This is a genomic window from Burkholderia sp. SCN-KJ, assembly GCF_024656005.1.
In the GTDB taxonomy this organism is placed as follows: domain Bacteria; phylum Pseudomonadota; class Gammaproteobacteria; order Burkholderiales; family Burkholderiaceae; genus Burkholderia.
In genome coordinates this window covers 391,328-407,415 of sequence record NZ_JANKOG010000002.1, presented here as the reverse complement: position 1 = coordinate 407,415, position 16,088 = coordinate 391,328, and the positions used below count along the sequence as shown (strand labels likewise).

At 67.9% G+C, this 16,088-nt stretch carries 17 protein-coding genes; 2 read left to right on the top strand and 15 right to left on the bottom strand.

The features are described 5' to 3' along the window. Positions 1–2: 2 nt before the first annotated feature. From NQV17_RS05235 to NQV17_RS05185, 11 genes are all read right to left on the bottom strand, one after another. Positions 3–1,493 (bottom strand): aldehyde dehydrogenase, encoded by a 1,491-nt coding sequence (locus tag NQV17_RS05235; RefSeq protein ID WP_257769665.1) that lies wholly within the window; start codon positions 1,491–1,493, stop codon positions 3–5. A gap of 111 nt (positions 1,494–1,604) precedes the next feature. Further along, positions 1,605–2,432, bottom strand: a complete 828-nt coding sequence (locus tag NQV17_RS05230) for an aspartate dehydrogenase (protein ID WP_257769648.1) — start codon at positions 2,430–2,432, stop codon at positions 1,605–1,607. Next, entirely contained in the window at positions 2,425–4,095 is a 1,671-nt protein-coding gene (locus NQV17_RS05225) for a thiamine pyrophosphate-binding protein (RefSeq protein WP_044843177.1), read from the bottom strand. Before NQV17_RS05225 ends, NQV17_RS05230 begins: the two co-directional genes overlap by 8 nt. Then, complete coding sequence (locus NQV17_RS05220) at positions 4,088–4,885, bottom strand: SDR family oxidoreductase (RefSeq protein ID WP_124488178.1); 798 nt, start codon at positions 4,883–4,885, stop codon at positions 4,088–4,090. The genes NQV17_RS05225 and NQV17_RS05220 overlap by 8 nt, the downstream gene beginning before the upstream one ends. Beyond that, positions 4,882–5,739: an IclR family transcriptional regulator gene (locus NQV17_RS05215; protein WP_044843175.1), complete on the bottom strand. Its 858-nt coding sequence runs from the start codon at positions 5,737–5,739 to the stop codon at positions 4,882–4,884. The genes NQV17_RS05220 and NQV17_RS05215 overlap by 4 nt, the downstream gene beginning before the upstream one ends. 100 nt (positions 5,740–5,839) lie before the next feature. Then, positions 5,840–6,751 (bottom strand): alpha/beta fold hydrolase, encoded by a 912-nt coding sequence (locus tag NQV17_RS05210; RefSeq protein WP_257769635.1) that lies wholly within the window; start codon positions 6,749–6,751, stop codon positions 5,840–5,842. Between the two features lie 18 nt (positions 6,752–6,769). Continuing rightward, positions 6,770–7,297, bottom strand: a complete 528-nt coding sequence (locus NQV17_RS05205; protein ID WP_034180369.1) for a cupin domain-containing protein — start codon at positions 7,295–7,297, stop codon at positions 6,770–6,772. A 33-nt stretch (positions 7,298–7,330) separates the two neighbouring features. Continuing rightward, entirely contained in the window at positions 7,331–8,101 is a 771-nt protein-coding gene (locus tag NQV17_RS05200; RefSeq protein WP_257769632.1) for an SDR family oxidoreductase, read from the bottom strand. After that, entirely contained in the window at positions 8,094–9,164 is a 1,071-nt protein-coding gene (locus NQV17_RS05195) for an aromatic ring-hydroxylating dioxygenase subunit alpha (RefSeq protein ID WP_124488182.1), read from the bottom strand. The genes NQV17_RS05200 and NQV17_RS05195 overlap by 8 nt, the downstream gene beginning before the upstream one ends. 60 nt (positions 9,165–9,224) lie before the next feature. Continuing rightward, positions 9,225–9,536, bottom strand: coding sequence for a recombinase-like helix-turn-helix domain-containing protein (locus NQV17_RS05190; RefSeq protein ID WP_044843171.1), 312 nt, complete (start codon positions 9,534–9,536; stop codon positions 9,225–9,227). 1 nt (position 9,537) lies between these two features. After that, positions 9,538–9,855 (bottom strand): non-heme iron oxygenase ferredoxin subunit, encoded by a 318-nt coding sequence (locus NQV17_RS05185; protein WP_006758060.1) that lies wholly within the window; start codon positions 9,853–9,855, stop codon positions 9,538–9,540. Between the two features lie 450 nt (positions 9,856–10,305). Between NQV17_RS05185 and NQV17_RS05180 the strand changes: the two genes are divergently transcribed. Then, positions 10,306–11,385: a porin gene (locus tag NQV17_RS05180; RefSeq protein WP_257769617.1), complete on the top strand. Its 1,080-nt coding sequence runs from the start codon at positions 10,306–10,308 to the stop codon at positions 11,383–11,385. Between the two features lie 120 nt (positions 11,386–11,505). Here NQV17_RS05180 and NQV17_RS05175 read toward each other — a convergent pair whose 3' ends face one another. The 3 genes from NQV17_RS05175 to NQV17_RS05165 form a co-directional block, all read right to left on the bottom strand. Beyond that, the gene (locus NQV17_RS05175; RefSeq protein WP_257769615.1) at positions 11,506–12,450 is read right to left on the bottom strand and encodes an IclR family transcriptional regulator; all 945 of its coding nucleotides are present in this window, start codon (positions 12,448–12,450) and stop codon (positions 11,506–11,508) included. A gap of 378 nt (positions 12,451–12,828) precedes the next feature. Then, positions 12,829–13,035, bottom strand: coding sequence for a hypothetical protein (locus NQV17_RS05170; RefSeq protein WP_044843168.1), 207 nt, complete (start codon positions 13,033–13,035; stop codon positions 12,829–12,831). Positions 13,036–13,386: 351 nt separating this feature from the next. Next, entirely contained in the window at positions 13,387–13,992 is a 606-nt protein-coding gene (locus NQV17_RS05165) for an alpha-ketoglutarate-dependent dioxygenase AlkB (protein WP_044843167.1), read from the bottom strand. 253 nt (positions 13,993–14,245) lie between these two features. Here NQV17_RS05165 and NQV17_RS05160 point away from each other — a divergent pair, with 253 nt between their 5' ends. Further along, positions 14,246–14,830, top strand: coding sequence for a malonic semialdehyde reductase (locus NQV17_RS05160; protein ID WP_257769600.1), 585 nt, complete (start codon positions 14,246–14,248; stop codon positions 14,828–14,830). A gap of 9 nt (positions 14,831–14,839) precedes the next feature. Here NQV17_RS05160 and NQV17_RS05155 read toward each other — a convergent pair whose 3' ends face one another. After that, positions 14,840–15,988: a metallophosphoesterase gene (locus NQV17_RS05155; protein ID WP_257769598.1), complete on the bottom strand. Its 1,149-nt coding sequence runs from the start codon at positions 15,986–15,988 to the stop codon at positions 14,840–14,842. Between the last annotated feature and the right edge of the window lie 100 nt (positions 15,989–16,088).

Below are 16,088 nucleotides of genomic sequence, written 5' to 3'. Positions count from 1 at the left end.
GCTCAGTTCGCCCACGGCAGCGGCGCGTCGTTCAAGCCCCAGTAGAGGCTCTTCTGCTGCATGTACTCGCGGATGCCGAGACGGCCCTTCTCGCGGCCCATCCCGCTCTCCTTCCAGCCCGAGAACGGCGTGGAGATCGAAAACAGCTTGTACGTGTTGATCCAGACGGTGCCCGTCTCGAGCGCGCGTGCGATGCGCCATGCGCGCTTGTAGTCGCGCGTCCAGATGCCGGCGGCGAGGCCGAACACGCTGTCGTTCGCCTGCGCGATCAGCGACGCTTCGTCGTCGAACGGCATCGCGACCAGCACCGGCCCGAAGATTTCCTCCTGGCAGATGCGCGCGCTGTTCGGCAAGCCTTCGAGAATCGTCGGCTGGTAGAAGAAGCCGTCCTCGCGCCCGTCGCCCGACGGCCGCTCGCCGCCGCACAGCAGGCGGCCGCCTTCCTCCAGCCCGAGCGCGACGTAGCGTTCCACCGATTCACGATGCTTCGCGGTGATCAGCGGGCCCATCTGCGTGTCGGGCCGCGTCGGGTCGCCCACGCGCAACTTGCGTGCGCCCGCGACCAGGCGCTTCATGAACGCGTCGTATACCGAGCGCTGCACGAACAGCCGCGAACCCGCGATGCACGCTTCGCCCGACGAGCTGAAGATGCCGTACAGCACGCCGTTCACCGCGTGATCGAGATCGGCGTCGTCGCATACGATCGTCGGCGACTTGCCGCCGAGTTCGAGCGACACGGGCATCAGCTTTTCCGCCGCGATGCGCGCGATGCCGCGACCCACTTCGGTGCCGCCGGTAAACGACACTTTCTTCACGAGCGGATGGCGCACCAGCACGTCGCCGATCACCGAGCCCTTGCCCGGCAGCACGCTCAGCACGCCCTTCGGCACGCCTGCTTCCTCGCAGATGCGGGCCAGCGCGAGCGACACGAGCGGCGTCACCTCGGCCGGCTTGAGCACCACCGCGTTGCCGCCGGCGAGCGCCGGCGCGAGCTTCTGCGCGTCGGACGCGATCGGCGAATTCCACGGCGTGATCGCCGCGATCACGCCGATCGGCTCGTGCACGCTCATCGTCAGGTAGTCGCCGCGCGACGGCGTCAGTTCTTCGTCGAGCGTTTCCAGGCACGCCGCGAAATAGCGGAACGTGTTGGCCGCACTCGCCACCAGCACGCGCGTCTCGCCGATCGGCTTGCCGTTGTCGCGGCGTTGCAGGTTCGCGAGCGTCTCGTGACGCTGCATGATCAGGTCGGCGATCCGGTACAGCACCAGCGCGCGCTGGTGCGGCTTGAGGCCGGCCCAGTCGGCGCGCCGCCACGCGGCGTCGGCGGCCACGACGGCGTCGGCCGCGTCTTCCGCGTTCGCCGTCGAGACTTCCATGTTCAGCGACTGGTCGGCCGGATAGATGCTCGCGTAAGGCGCGCCGCGGCCGCGCCGCCACTCGCCGCCGATCAGGATGTCGCCGTTGGGTACGAGGCTCGTATCGAATGGAGTCATGTCACAAGTCCCACAAATCTGTCTCTGCGCAGCCGCCCGCGCCGTGGCGCCGGCGGCCGTTCAATGGCCCGAATGGCCGCGTCGGCCTGGTTGTCCGGGTTGTCTGCCTGCTCAGATCACGCAGCGGGCCGCGCGGTTGCGCAGCGCGCGGATCGCGCTGTACGCGGTCAACGCGGACGTCTTCGGGTTGTCAGGCAACGGCTTGCCGCTCATTTCGAGCGACATCTCGCCGAACGCGCCGCGCGCGGTGATGCGGTGCACGTTGCGTTCGACCGCCGGGTCGGCGATCAGGCGCACGTGCGTCGCGTCGAGGCCGAGGCCCGCGAGCGCGACCGTCGCCGCGACGTTCGCGTTCTTCGGATACAGGCGCGCGGCGTCGCGCGCACTGCCTTCGAAGATCACCTTTTCCCCGGTCATCGCACGCAAGTCGCACAGCTCCTCGGCGGGCGTGCCGAGCCAGCCGAGCGGCGGCTTGCGGCCGACGTACAGCACTTCGTCGAGGCCGCCCTGCTTCGCGGACGCCAGCGCGTCGATCCCGCCGATCGCGCCGGACAGCAGCGTCACCGTCGTGCCGCCCTCGTCGGCCGCCTGCGACAGCACGTCGAGCAGCGCGAGGTCGGACAACGCGCCGATCGATGCGACCGCGCAGTCGGTGCCGGCCTTCAGCAACGGCACGACGTGATCGACGAGCGCGCTGTGACCCGCGCATTCGAGCGCGAACTCGGGGCGGCGAGCCAGCGCGTCGACCGACGACACGACCTCCACCGCACCGCCGAGCTCGCGCTGCACCGCGTCGCGCTGATGCTCGGGCACGATCACGTGCGCGACGTGCAACGACGCATCGTGCTCGACCGCGTGATACACGGCGGCACCGATCGCGCCGAAGCCGATCATCGCGACGTCGACGGGCGCATGCCCGTGTCGCTGGCCGTTATGCATACTGGCGCTCCGACGGCGTCTCTTCCTTCTTCACCGGCGGGCCCGCGAACTGCGATGCGAACGAGCCGACCGACAGCATGTCGACTTCGACCATCACCGGCCCTTCCTTCGCGATCCCTTCGCGCACGATCGCTTCCGCCTGGTCGAGCGACGTGATCCGGTAGTGCGTGAGGCCGAAGCTCGCGCAGAACTGCGCGAAATCCGGCTGGTGCAGCTGCACGAAGCAGCGGCGCCCGCCGTAGTGCGCGTCCTGGATGTTGCGGATCACGCCGTAGCACTGGTCGTTCATCAGCACGATCATCACGTTCGCGTTTTCCTGCACGGCCGTCACGAGCTCGCCGACGTTGACCATCAGGCCGCCGTCGCCGACCAGGCAGACCGTCTTCGCCGCCGAGCCGGCCAGCGCCGCGCCGATGCCCATCTGGATGCCCTGGCCGATGCCGCCGCCGAGCGCATGCACGCCCGCGCGCGGTTCGAAGATCTTCAGCAGGCGGTTGCCCCACGTGCTGTTCGAGATCGTCACGTCGCGCACCCAGTTGTAGTCGCGGCCCACTGCGCCCTGCAGCGTATCGACCAGCTTCTTGTACGGCCCGAGGCCTTCCGCCACGCTCGCGACGGCCGCTTCGCGCGCCGCCGCGAGATCGCCCGCGAACTGCGGATCGACCGACAGGCGGCCTTCGAGGCGATCGGCCAGCTCGGCCAGCACGCGTTTCGAATCGCCGTGCACGAACAGCTCGTTGCGATAGCCGCGGTTGTCGGCGAGCGCATCGGCGTCGACGCGGAACAGCGGCTGCGGCAGCGCGAGCTTGTACTTCAGCGTCTCGTTGCCGCGCAGGCGCGAGCCGACCACGACCAGCGCGTCGCAGGTCTTGTAGAACGCTTCGACCGCCGAATGCACGTTGAACGCGCCGAGCGTCGCCGGGTGATCCTCGGGCAGCACGCCGCGGCCCTGCACGCTCGTCACGACGCCGAAGCCGAGCTTCACCAGGCGTTCGACTTCCGCACGCGCATGACGCGCGCCGCCGCCGAGCCACAGCAGCGGACGGCGCTTGGCCGCCAGCGCGTCGGCGAGCTTCGCGACGCGTGCATCGTCGTGCTCGCGCACCGCGACGTGCGCCGGCGCGAGATCTTCCGGCCATTCGATTTCGGCGGCCTGGATGTCGATCGGGATCTCGACCGACACGGGGCCCGTCGGCGCCGTCTGCGCGATGCGCACGGCTTCGCGGATCGTCGGCAGCACGGTCTCGACCGTGCGCACGCGGAACGCGGCCTTCGAGATCGCATCGAGCATCGTGAGCTGGTCCGGCGCTTCGTGGATGTACGCCAGATCCTGGTCGAGGTACGGCGTCTCGATCTGCCCCGTGATGTGCAGCAGTGCCGTGCCGGCCGTCAGTGCCTCGACCATCGCGCCGGCCGCGTTGCCCGCCGCCGTGCCGGTGCTCGTGAACGCGACACCGAGACCGCCCGACACGCGGGCCAGCCCGTCGGCCATGTTCACCGCGCCCGCTTCGCCGCGCGCGCCGACATACCGGATGTTGCCGCGCGAGTTGATCGCGTCGAGGATCGGCATGTTGTGGATCGAGATGACACCGAATGCGGTTTTGACGTCGCACTGCTCGAGAAAGGCGGCAATCAGCTCGCCAACCGTGGTTTTTTTAGACATGGCGTGCAAAGCCTCCAGAAACGTCGATATGGCTGCCCGTCGTGTAGGACGACAGATGCGTTGCGAGATAAAAAAGTGCCCAGGCTGCCTCGTCGGGCTTGCCGAAGCGGTTCAGCGGAATGTTCTTCTTGCGGGCGAGCGCGCCCGTCCAGTCCTCCCAGCTCTCGCCGGCCGGCGCCTGCGCTTCGTAGCGGCGGCGCCACTGCCCCGACTCGACGATGCCGATCAGGATCGAGTTCACGCGGATGCGCTGCGGCGCGAGTTCGGTCGCGAGCGACTTCACGAGGCTCAGCACACCCGCCCGCGCCGACGACGTCGCGACCATGTGCGGCTCCGGCTGCAGCGCGAGCAGCGAATTCACGCAGGTGATCGTCGGCGCGGCCGCATCGCGCAACAGCGGCAGGAATGCGCGCGTCGGGCGGATGATGCTGAAGTACTTCAGTTCGAGCTCTTCGCGCCACGCGTCGTCGGTCGTGTCGGCGAAAGTCGACACGCGGCCCTGGCCCGCGTTGTTGACGAGCATGTCGGCGCGGCCGAAGCGGTCGGACACGGCCTGCGCGAACGCGGCCACGTCGGCTTCGTCGAGCACGTTGCAGCGCACCGCGAGCAGCGGCGCGCCCGGATATTTCTCGCCGAGCATCGCCTCGGCGCGCGCGAGACGCTCGCCGTCGCGGCCGCAAATCGCGACCGATGCGCCGGCCTGCAAGAACCGTTCGGCAGTCGCGAGGCCGATGCCGGACGAACCGCCCGTCACCACCGCCACCTGCCCGGTCAGATCGATCTGAATCATCGGAGTCCTAAAGCCTTGAGAAACGTGTGCTCGTCATCCGAGCGGTAATTGAGCCGCCGCGACAATTCCGCCGCCGCGCGCTGCACCTTGTCGATCAGGCCGTCGGCGATCAGCGCCGCGTCGATCTCCGGCCGCGGCACCGTCACCGTGATGCACGCGACGATCCTCTGCGTGTCGTTGCGCACCGGCGCCGTGACCACCGAAATGCCGCGCTCGAACGACGAATTGCTGACGCCGTAGCCGCGCAGCGCATCTTCCCGGATCACTTCGTAGAGCGCGTCGACGGATTCCGGCGTCGCACTCGTCATCCGGTTCAGCGCGCCTTCCGGATACAGCGCCCGCAACTCCTTCAGCGACAGGTCGCCCATCAGCACGTGGCCGTGGGTCGTCGCATGCGCGGGCAGCCGCGTGCCGACGTTCACGCGAATCGAGCTGAACACCGGCGACTGGCTCTGCGCCTTCGCGACGAACACCACGTCGCGGCCGTCGCGGATCACGATGTGCGTCGTGAAGCCGGTCGCATCGCGCAGGCTCTCGATCACCGGCAGGCCGAGATCGGTCAGTTCCAGCGAGCTCAGGTATTCGAAGCCGAGCCGCAGCACGGCGATGCCGAGCTTGTAGTTGCGATCCTTGTCAGCGCGCTCGAGAAAGCCGAGCGATTCGAGCGTCTGCAGCAGACGGAACACCGTCGTGCGCGGAATGCCGAGGCGCTTGGACAGTTCCGGCGCGCCGAGCACCGGCTCGCGCGGCGAGAATTCGGCGAGAATCCGCAACCCGCGTTCGAGGCCCGGCACCACGTAGTTGGCCTCGGACTTCGCGGTGTCCGCATCCTGTTGTTGCAACGGTTCGCTCATGATGCCTCCGGTCGGGCCGCCCCAGGGGCACGTTGAAATGCATGTCGGGATTGGGCGGGCTGCGCCCCCCCAAGCGAACGAATGTGAGCGTGGGGGTAGTTCATTCCAGCCCCCGTTGACGGTCGCATTGACGGCAGAACGCGTCGATCAGCGACGAGTAGACCGCCGGCGCTTCCACGTAGCCCGCATGACCGGCCTGCGGAATCACCTGCAGCCCGACGTGCGCGGCAGCGGCGATCCGCTCGCAGGCAGCCGGCGGCGTGATCGCGTCGTTCGCGCCGACCGCCACCGCCGTGCGGCCGCGAAAGCCGGCGAGATCGGACGCGAGATCGGCGTTCGCGAGCAGATGCGTGGCCTGCGCATAACCGGCCGGCACGATGCGCGCCATGTTCCAGCGTACCCATGCACGCGCATCCTCGCTCGCGAAACCCGACAGCATGTTGCCGCTGCGCTGTTCGGCGAGCCCGGCCGGGCCGAGTTCGTCGAGCATCGCGAGGCGTGCATCGCGGCGCGTGTCGCGCGTTTCCGCGGGCGCGCTACCGTACCCACCCGCGGGCGAGATCAGCAGCAGGCCGGCGATCCGCGCGGGCATCACGCGGGCCAACCCGCCCGCGACGATCGCGCCGAGCGAATGCCCGACCAGCACGCAGCGTTCGATGCCGAGTGCCTCGAGCCACGCGTTCAGCGACGCCGCATAATCGGCGGCCGCCGGCGACGCGCCGTGCACGGGCGTCGACACGCCGTAGCCTGGCGCATCCCACGCGAGCACGCGGCGCGACGCGCCCAGCGTGTCGAGCTGGCACACCCACGACGCGGCGCCCGAGCCGATCCCGTGCAGCAGCACGACGGGCAGCGCGCGGCCCGCATGCTGCGCGCCGGCCTCGCCTGCGCCAGCCTCACGGTAGCCGATCGTGCCCGCCGCGCCGGCCGCGCAGCGCTGTTCGGGAAACTGCCCGAGCAGCGCGGCGAACGCCGCGGTGCGGTCGCGTTCACGTTTGTCGATGACACGCATTGCTTGCTCCGCCCCGTCTCAGCGCTTGATCTTCGCGAGCGGCGAATCCGGCGGATACGTCGGCGTGATGGGCTTCGGCGAACCGAGCATCACGCACATCAGCGCGTCTTCCTCGCCGATGTTGATTTCCGTGCGGTACACGCCCGGCGGCACCGAGATCAGGTCGCGCTCGCCGAGGATCGCTTCCCAGGTCTCGCCGTCGCGCTCGCAGATCACCTTCATCTTGCCGCGCAGCACGAAGAAGATTTCTTCCACGTCGATATGGATGTGGCTCGGGCCGATGTTGCCGGCCGGAATGACCATCGTCGAGAACGTGAAGTTGCCGGCCGGCACCGTGTTGACGTCCTTCGCGACGCCCGTGCCGCCCGTGCCGACGTAGCGCATCTGCGCACGGCGGTACTTCGGGTCGTAGTCGGCCTGGAACTTCAGTGCGTCCCAGTCGTAGCGCCGCGTCGCGTAGCGCGCGACGCGCCCTTCCATCCAGTCGTTGAAGCTTGCGCCTTCCGGCTGGTCCCACGACTTGCGTTCGAGATCGGCGTCCGCCATCGTCCTCTCCTTCATCAGAGTGAAAACTTCAATTCAATTCATTACGAAGCCGCCGTTCACCGGCAGCAATTGACCCGTCACGAAGCGCGCGCCGTCCGACAGCAGGAACAGCACGGGGCCCGTCACGTCGTCGGGCACCTGCGCGCGCGTCAGCGCGCGGCCCTGCATGTAGAACGCGTGGCGTTCCGCCGGCACGTAGGCCGTCGCCTCGACTTCGGTGAGCCCCGGCGCGATCGCGTTGACCGTCACGCCGTGCGCGCCGAACTCGCGCGCCTGCGCATGCGTCATCGCGATCACCGCGCCCTTGCTGGCGACGTACGCGAGCAGCTTCGGCGCGCCCCACAGCGCGGTGTCCGATGCGAGGTTCACGATCGCGCCGCGGCCCGATTGCGCGAGGTACGGCAGCGCCGCATTGCTGACGAGCCATACGCCGCGCACGTTCACGTTCATCACGGCATCCCAGGTCGACACGTCGAGTTCCGTCGACAGCTTGCCGCCCGAATTCGTGATCGCCGCGTTGTTGATCAGTGCGTCGATGCCGCCGAGCGCCGCCGCGCCCTGCGCGACGAAAGCCGTGACGCTCGCCGGATCGCCCAGGTCGAGCGTGAAGAAATGCGCGGTGTGGCCGGCTTGCGTGAGCTGCGCGGCCAGCGCGCGGCCCTCTTCGACGAGCACGTCGCCGAACGCGACCTGCGCGCCCGCTTCGACGAGCGCCTTCACGAACGCGGCGCCGAGACCGCGCGCGCCGCCCGTGACGAGCACGCGGCGCCCCGGCAGAGACACGACCGGTGCGAACTCAGCCATTCGCGGGCTCCGCCGCGGCGTGCGCCGCGCGATGCGCGTCGAGCGCGGACAGGTGTTCCTGCGCGCGCTGGCGCAGCATCCGGCGCACGCGCGTGATGCCGACGTCGTGCTGGTACAGGTATTCGTGATCGCGCGCGTGCGGCGCGAGGCTTTCGAGGACGTAGCGGTCCTGCTCGAGCACGTCCCAGTGCAGGCCCTCGAGGCGGTTGCGGTACATGAAGCGCCACACGTCGCGCTGCCAGCCGCTGACCTTGCGGGTACGCCAGAAGTAGACCTGGCAGTTGTCGCCGTCGACCGGCGTCGCGAAGCCGATGATCCCGAAGTTGCCGCCCGGGCCGAACTTCTGCTTGTACGGAATCGCGAGACGCATCCACAGGCAGCCCGTTTCGCCGAGCTCGACCCAGTCGAAGTTCACGTCGCGCTGGCCGATCTTCTCGAACATCAGGCCCGTTTCCGTCTTGCGCACGCGCATGTCGGCCTGCTTGTCGCCTTCGGCCATCGAGTGCGACGTCGCGTGCAGGTACGCGCCGTGCATCGGGTCCATCACGTTGTCGATCGCGTACTGGTAATTGCACTTCCAGTTCGACACGCAAAGGAAGTGCGCGTATTCGTCGGCGACCAGTTCTTCCGGCAGGTTCAGCGGCGCCGGCTCGCCGTGCGCTTCGTCGCCGAACCACAGGAAGATCGCGCCGGCCTTCTCTTCGACCGGATACGACTTCACGCACTTCGTGCCTTCGAGCGGACAGTTCGATACGGCCGGCACGCGGTTGACCGTGCCGCCGCCGTCGACTTCGATGCCGTGATACCAGCACGCGATGCTGCCGCCGAGGTTCCAGCCGAGCGACAGGCGCGCGCCGCGGTGCGGACAGCGATCTTCCAGCGCGTGGACCTTCCCTTCGTGATCGCGCCACAGCACGATTTGCTCGGACAGGCGCGTGAGGCCGACCGGCGCGTTCGACACCTGCCAGCTCGGGGCGACGGGATACCAGTAGTTCTTGATGCCGCGGTCGAGGTAGTCGCGGACCGGGTCGTGTTGTGTTTCGTGTTGTGCGGGGGACGTCATCAGTGTGCTCCGGATGCGGTTGTCGGGTCGGCGCTCAGGCGTGCGGCGCGGTCGGTGCGCTCATTCCGCCAGCGAGGCCATTTCGGCGCGGAAGCGCTCGGGCGTCCACGCCGTGCCGTCCGGCGCGCGGAAGCCGATGCGGTTCAGGCCCGCGACGACCTCGTCCAGCTCGGTCGCGCCGCTCTCGAACACGCGTTCGAGCGCATCGCCCAGATCGTTCTCGTACTGCGTCGGCTCGGCCTTGCGGTTTTGCCAGATGCGGTTCTCGACCTGGCCCGGGATCTCGATCTGCCCCTTGCCGGCAACGTTGTTCGGCTGCGGCGCCACCCACGGCTTCAGGAACGGATTGAAGTTGACGGTCGCTTCTTTCATGTCATTCCACCTTGATCTGGATTTCTTCACCGGCCAGGCGCACCGCGTACTGCTTCAGCGCGCGCCCGCCCGGGCCCTTCAGGCATTCGCCCGTCTTGATGTCGAACACGGCCTCGTGCAGCGGACATTCGACCGTGCCTTCGTCGACGAACCCCTGCGTCAGCAGCGCGTAGGCATGCGGGCACACGTTCTCGAGCGCATACACCTCGTCGCCGACGCGGTAGATCCCGATTTCGACGCCGTCGGTCCGCTTGAACTCGATCGGCGTGTCTTCCGACAGCGCGCCGGCGTGCCCGGCACAAACCCATTGTTCAGACATCTCACACCCTTCCTTCTGATCGACTCTCGGTTCGCCCCGGGTTTGTTCCATACCCGGAACAGCAGTTTATGGATGGTGATTATAGGAGTGACTTCCCACGAGTAAAACAAAAAGCTGCACGTCCTAGGGAAAACACCGACCGCCGGGTCGACGGTCACCGCCACCCATCTTGAAAAAGATGATTTTTTGTTTAGCGGCGGGGATTTAAGGCCTTTTCTCAGGACGCTCGATCCCATGTTGCGGATCGTCACCATCCGCTTCTGGCCCGATAAATTTATTTTTGATCCGGCGCGTGACGCCTCTATACTCCATTCCATCAGAGGCACATCGTTCCTTATATGGAACATTAAAAATGCCCGCCCGGTGGTGAAGAACGCGCGACGGCCGGCCGTCCCCCGCGCCCGCCGCCCCGGCACGTTTCTCATCAGGTTTGGAGAGTCAGGAGATCAAATGGTCAAGCAAGCGGTAGCAGCAGCAATCATCGGAATGGGCGCGATGTCGGGCGCCTGGGCACAAAGCAGCGTGGTGCTGTACGGCAGCCTGGATGCGGGCGTCGCCTATGTGAACAACGTCGGCGGCCACGCGAAGTGGGCGATGATCCAGGGCAACACGCAACCCGACCGGTGGGGCCTGAAAGGCAAGGAAGACCTCGGCAGCGGCCTGTCGGCGATCTTCCAGCTCGAAAACGGCTTCTATACGAACAACGGCCAGTTCGCGACCGCGAACACGATCTGGAACCGCGCGGCCTTCGTCGGCCTCAGCTCGGACCGCTACGGCACGCTGACGCTCGGCCGCCAGACGCCGCTGACGTTCGACTATCTCGATCCGCTCAGCACCGCGTATCTCGCGCTGAGCTGGTATGCGTTCCATCCGGGCAACATCGACGGGCTCGCCGCGACCGGCAACGTGCCGTACAACAACGCGGTCAAGTACCGTTCGCCGAGCTTCGCCGGCTTCTCGGCCGCGGCGGCGATGGCGCTCGGCAACACGACGAACTTCTCGACCGGCAAGTCGGTCGGGGTCGCGCTGAACTACGCGAACGGGCCGTTCAAGGCGTCGGCCGTCTACTCGAACGAGCACGACCGCGCGATCCTGATCGGCCAGACGGGCATCACGTCGTTCCAGAAGCAGAACACCGCGAACGGCTACATCGCGAACAAGGTCGAGAACATCGGCGCGGGCGCGTCCTACCAGATCGGCGACTTCCTCGTGCACGGCCTCTACACGCGCGTGAAGATGCAGTCGAACGGGTTTTCCGACACGTTCCAGAGCTACGATGCGGGCGTGAACTACCGCAGCAGCGCGTTCAACACGATCGCGGGCGGCGCGGCGACCACGACGCTGGCCGGCCGCCGCTGGACGCAGGTCGAGCTCGGCGACATCTATGCGCTGTCGAAGCGCACGCAGTTGTATGCGAACGTGCTGTACGAGCACGGTTCGGGCGGCGCGAAGGCCGCGTTCTTCACGGCCGGCGCGTCGAGCACCGCGAACCAGGTGATCGTGCTGACCGGCATCCATCACTCGTTCTGAGCGGCGGCGGGCGGATGCGCCCGGGGCCGAAAAAGAAGAGAGCAGCCCGCGGGCTGCTCTTTTTTTTGCTACTTGCGACAGGCTTCTGACGAAGCCGCGCGACGCGGCTCGTGCCGCGAATCAGAACATCGCGACCCGATGGCGCGCGTGCGCGAACGTCGGGTCGCTTTCGAGCGGCCGGTAGTTCAGCCGCTGCGACAGATCGACCGCCGCGCCGCATACCGCTTCGACGAGCCGCTCCTTCTCGCCGGCCTCGCCGATTTCCGAGCGCGGCACCGTCGCGGTGATCGCCGCGACGATCGCGCCCGAATGGTCGCGCACCGGTGCCGTCACAGCCGAGATGCCGCTCTCGAACGCGGCTTCGCTGACCGCGTAGCCGAGCCGCGCGTAATGGCGCACGCGCTCGTACAACTCGTCGACCGTGCCCGGCGTGCGCTCGGTGAACTGTTCGAGGCGCTTCTCCGGATACAGCTGGCGCAGCGCGTCGCGCGTGAGGTCGCCCATCAGCACATGGCCATGCACGGTCGCGTGCGCGGGCAGCCGCGTACCGACGTGCACCTTCACCGAACCGAACATCGACGTGTTGCTCTGCGCCTTCGCGACGAACACGACATCGCGCTGGTCGCGGATCAGCAGGTGCGTCGACAGGCCGGTCGCATCGCGCAATCGTTCGAGCACGGGCGTGCCGAGATCGGTCAGTTCCAGCGAATTCAGGTATTCGAAGCCGAGCCGCAGCACGCCGACGCCGAGCCGGAAATAACGGTCGCCGTTCACGCGCTCGAGAAAGCCGAGCGCTTCGAGCGTCTGCAGCAGGCGGAAGGTGGTCGTGCGCGGAATGCCGATGCGCTTCGACAGCTCGGGCGCGCCGAGCACCGGCTCGCGCGCGGAGAATTCGGCGAGGATCCGCAGCCCGCGCTCGAGGCCCGGCACCAGATACGACGACGCGCCGGCCGACGATTCGTCGTCGCCCGCGCCCGGCTTCGACGCGTCGTGGTCGACGTCGTCGCCGGCTGTCGCGCGCGGCGCGCTTGCCGGCTTCGCCGGCGGTTTCGATGCGCCGCTCATCGTTGGATTGATCCTGTGCACATGGACGGAATGGAAGCGTTCACGAATGACCCGCAATGCTTGATTATGGATTTTCGACCGGACCGGATCAACACGATCCGGCGCAGGCGGCCGATGGCCCGGTGCGCCCGATCGGGTAGCCGGACTCATATAGCCTGATGCGATCGAAAGGATAACAGCGATAGACAGGACTGCCCACCGGAACGTCGCCGTGGGCAAGGCGGGCCGCCGGCCCTGCTCATCTGCGACGGGATGCATCACGTGCGGTACCGGCCGGCACGATCACGGCCGATGTGCGACTAGAAAACGAAAGGGGGAAGAAACGCGAGGGAACAAACGACCGTACCGATCCGCGAGCGGGATCGGCGCGATGCGACGTCAGGCCGTTACGGCGGCGTCGTACTCGGCACGGGCGAGCTGGCCGGCGGCGTATGCGTCGGCTTCGCCGCGAAAGCCGTCCGTGCTGAATGCGACGACTTTCACACCGACACCCGACGCCCGCTTCACCGTCAGCGCCCATTGCCATCCGCCGTCTTGTTCGAAGACGTGCAGCGAGGGTTCGAGGGATGAGTCCAGTACGGTCACGGGTTATGCTCCTGCACTGCGCATCGCATCGGCGACGCGTCAGGCATGTCGAAATAGTGCGCCGGCGTCCGGCGCGTTTCAGCCATTCGACAGTCTAGTCAATGAATGCTGCGACGCACCATCAGGGCTTACACCTGCCTATCAGAACCGGACGGTCGATCAAAACCACCTGAAACCCTTATGGGACGGGCCTCGCAGGCCGGTTCCAGCCGCCCCGGACACCTGCGTGCGGCAACGTGCCGCATCGACGGCGGCTTGCCTCGCCTGGATGAAAACGGGGTGCGACCTGCACGAGTGCCGGACCACCGCGATCGTCGGCCCGCGGCGTCCGCCGGTCGACATCTCCGGCCGCTACCGGCCGCTTCCCGCCGACACCACCCGCCGGAACGTCAGGTTGACGCGCTCGCCCTGCACGGCCGGCGCCTTCGGCACGCGGTGCTGCCATTCGGCCTGCGTGCGGCCGCGCATCACGAGCAGGCTGCCGTGTGTCAGCCGGTACGCGTGCACGACGCCGGTCGCACGATGCCGCAGGTCGAACACGCGCATCGCGCCGAGGCTCACCGACGCGATGACCGGCGCGTCGCCGAGCTCCGGCTCGTTGTCGGCATGCCAGCCGAGACTGTCCTGCCCGTTGCGATACCGATTGAGCAGCACGCTGTTGAATCGCGCGCCGCAGGTCGCCTCGACCGCGCGCTTCAGGTCGAGCACGGCCGGCGTCCACGGCGCGGGCACGTTGCGGATCCCCGAATACACGTAGACGGCGTCGGGCTCGCCCTGCCACGCGGTGAGCCGCGGCAGCGGAATGCGGCCGCGCGGCGTGCGGATCGTGTCCTGCCGCCACGCGACCTCGTCGATCAGCGCGGCCAGCACGCGATCGGCGTCGGCCGGTGCGAGCCAGTCCGGGTACCAGTCCACGTCGGGCACGGGCGAATCGGCGAAAAGATCGGGCGTCGACATGTCGGGATCAGGCAGCAAATGAACGGTGCGGGCGAGCCATGCCTGCATGGTAGCCAACGGCGACGCGCGCCGCCATGCGCTGTCATTCCGGCGCGTGACACACCCGCGCGCTTGCATCGCCGGTCGCGAAGCCGATGCGTTTTCGCGTGCCACGCTATCATCGCGCCGTGTCGCGGCGCGCCCTTATCCAGCGCGCGGCCATCTTCCGCCACGCCGGCCGGCGCGACCCGGCCGATTTCTTCCCGGACCCACCATGACGCTCTCCGATTCCGCCCTCGACCAACTGTTCCTCACCGCGCGCACGCACAACGCATGGCAGGACAAACCCGTCGACGACGCGCTGCTGCACCGGCTGATCGACCTGACGAAATTCGGCCCGACGTCGGCGAACGCGAGCCCCGCGCGCTTCGTGTTCGTCAAGTCGCCCGAAGCGAAGGCGCGCCTGAAACCCGCGCTGTCCGAAGGCAATCGCGCGAAGACGATGGCCGCGCCCGTCACCGTGATCGTCGGCATGGACTTCGCGTTCCACGAGCACTTGCCGCGCCTGTTCCCGCATGCCGACGCGCGCAGCTGGTTCGCCGGCAACGACGCGCTGATCGAAGCCACCGCATTCCGCAACTCGTCGCTGCAGGGTGCGTACCTGATCCTCGCCGCGCGCGCGCTCGGCCTCGACGCGGGCCCGATGTCGGGCTTCGACGCCGCGAAGGTCGATGCCGAGTTCTTCGCGGGCACCGCGATCCGGACCAACTTCCTCGTGAATCTCGGCTACGGCGACCCGGCGGGCCTGTTCCCGCGCAGCCCGCGCTTCGATTTCGACGATATCGCGCGCATCGTCTGATGCCGCGCGCTAGCGGCTGCGGGTCAACCGGATCAGCGTGATCTCGGACGGCACGCCGAAGCGGTTCGGCGGCCCCCAGTAGCCGGTGCCGCGGCTGGTATAGAGCCACATCGCGCCGAACCGGTTCAGCCCGCCGATCACGGGCTGCTGCAGACGCACGAACGGCGGCCACGGCAGGAACTGCCCGCCGTGCGTATGGCCGGACAGCTGCACGGTGTAACCGGCGCGGCTCGCCGCTTCCGCGCTGCGCGGCTGGTGCGCGAGCAGGATCTTCGTGGCGACGTCGCGCGGCGCGCCCGCCAGCGCCTGCTCGGGATCGCTGCGATGCGCGGGATCGAACCCGCCCGCCGTGAAATCGGTGACGCCCGCGAGCACCGCGCGCGCACCGTCGTGCTCGATCAGCACGTGCTCGTTGAGCAGCACCGTCAACCCGATCCGCCGGAACTCGTCGATCCATGCGTGCGCGCCGGCGTAGTACTCGTGGTTGCCCGTCACGAGGAAGCTGCCGTGCCGCGACTGCATGCGGCCGAGCGGCGCCGTGTGTTCGCGCAGCCGCTTGACCGAGCCGTCGACCACGTCGCCCGTCACCACGACGAGATCGGCCTCGAGCGCATTGACCGCGCGCACGATCCGCTCGATATACGGGCGCTTGATCGTCGGCCCGACGTGAATGTCCGACAATTGCACGATCGTCAGCCCGTCGAGCGCGGCCGGCAGCCCGTCGACCGGAATCGACACGCGCTTGACCGCCGCCGTGCGGCGCGCGCCGACGAATCCGATCGCGCTGACCAGCACCGCACCCGCCAGCACGCCGAGCGCCGTGTCGGATGCCGCGCCGCTCCAGGCACCGTCGTGCCCCAGATGCCGCCAGACGACGACGCCGAGCAGCACCAGCTCGCGCAGGAATGTCAGCACCAGCAGTGACGAGAAGAAACCCATCGCGATTGAACCCAGCCAGCCGACCAGCGTCGCGGCCCAGCCTTCGTCGAAGCGGCGCGAGAACATGCCGACCGGGATCAGCACGACGAAGCTCGCCAGCACGAGCGCCGCGATCGCGCGCGCGAGCGGCGACGTGAAGGCGTCGGGAATGATCCGCAGACCGACATACAAATGGAACACAACGCCGATTGCGATGAACCGGACAAAGAAACTTCGCATGGAATACTCGTCCTCGTTGCGATACCGCTTCCGCGCCGCGCGTCGGACGGGACCGTGACGCCAGGTCTCGTCATGCCCCGCGCCACGCGCCGCGCCCTTC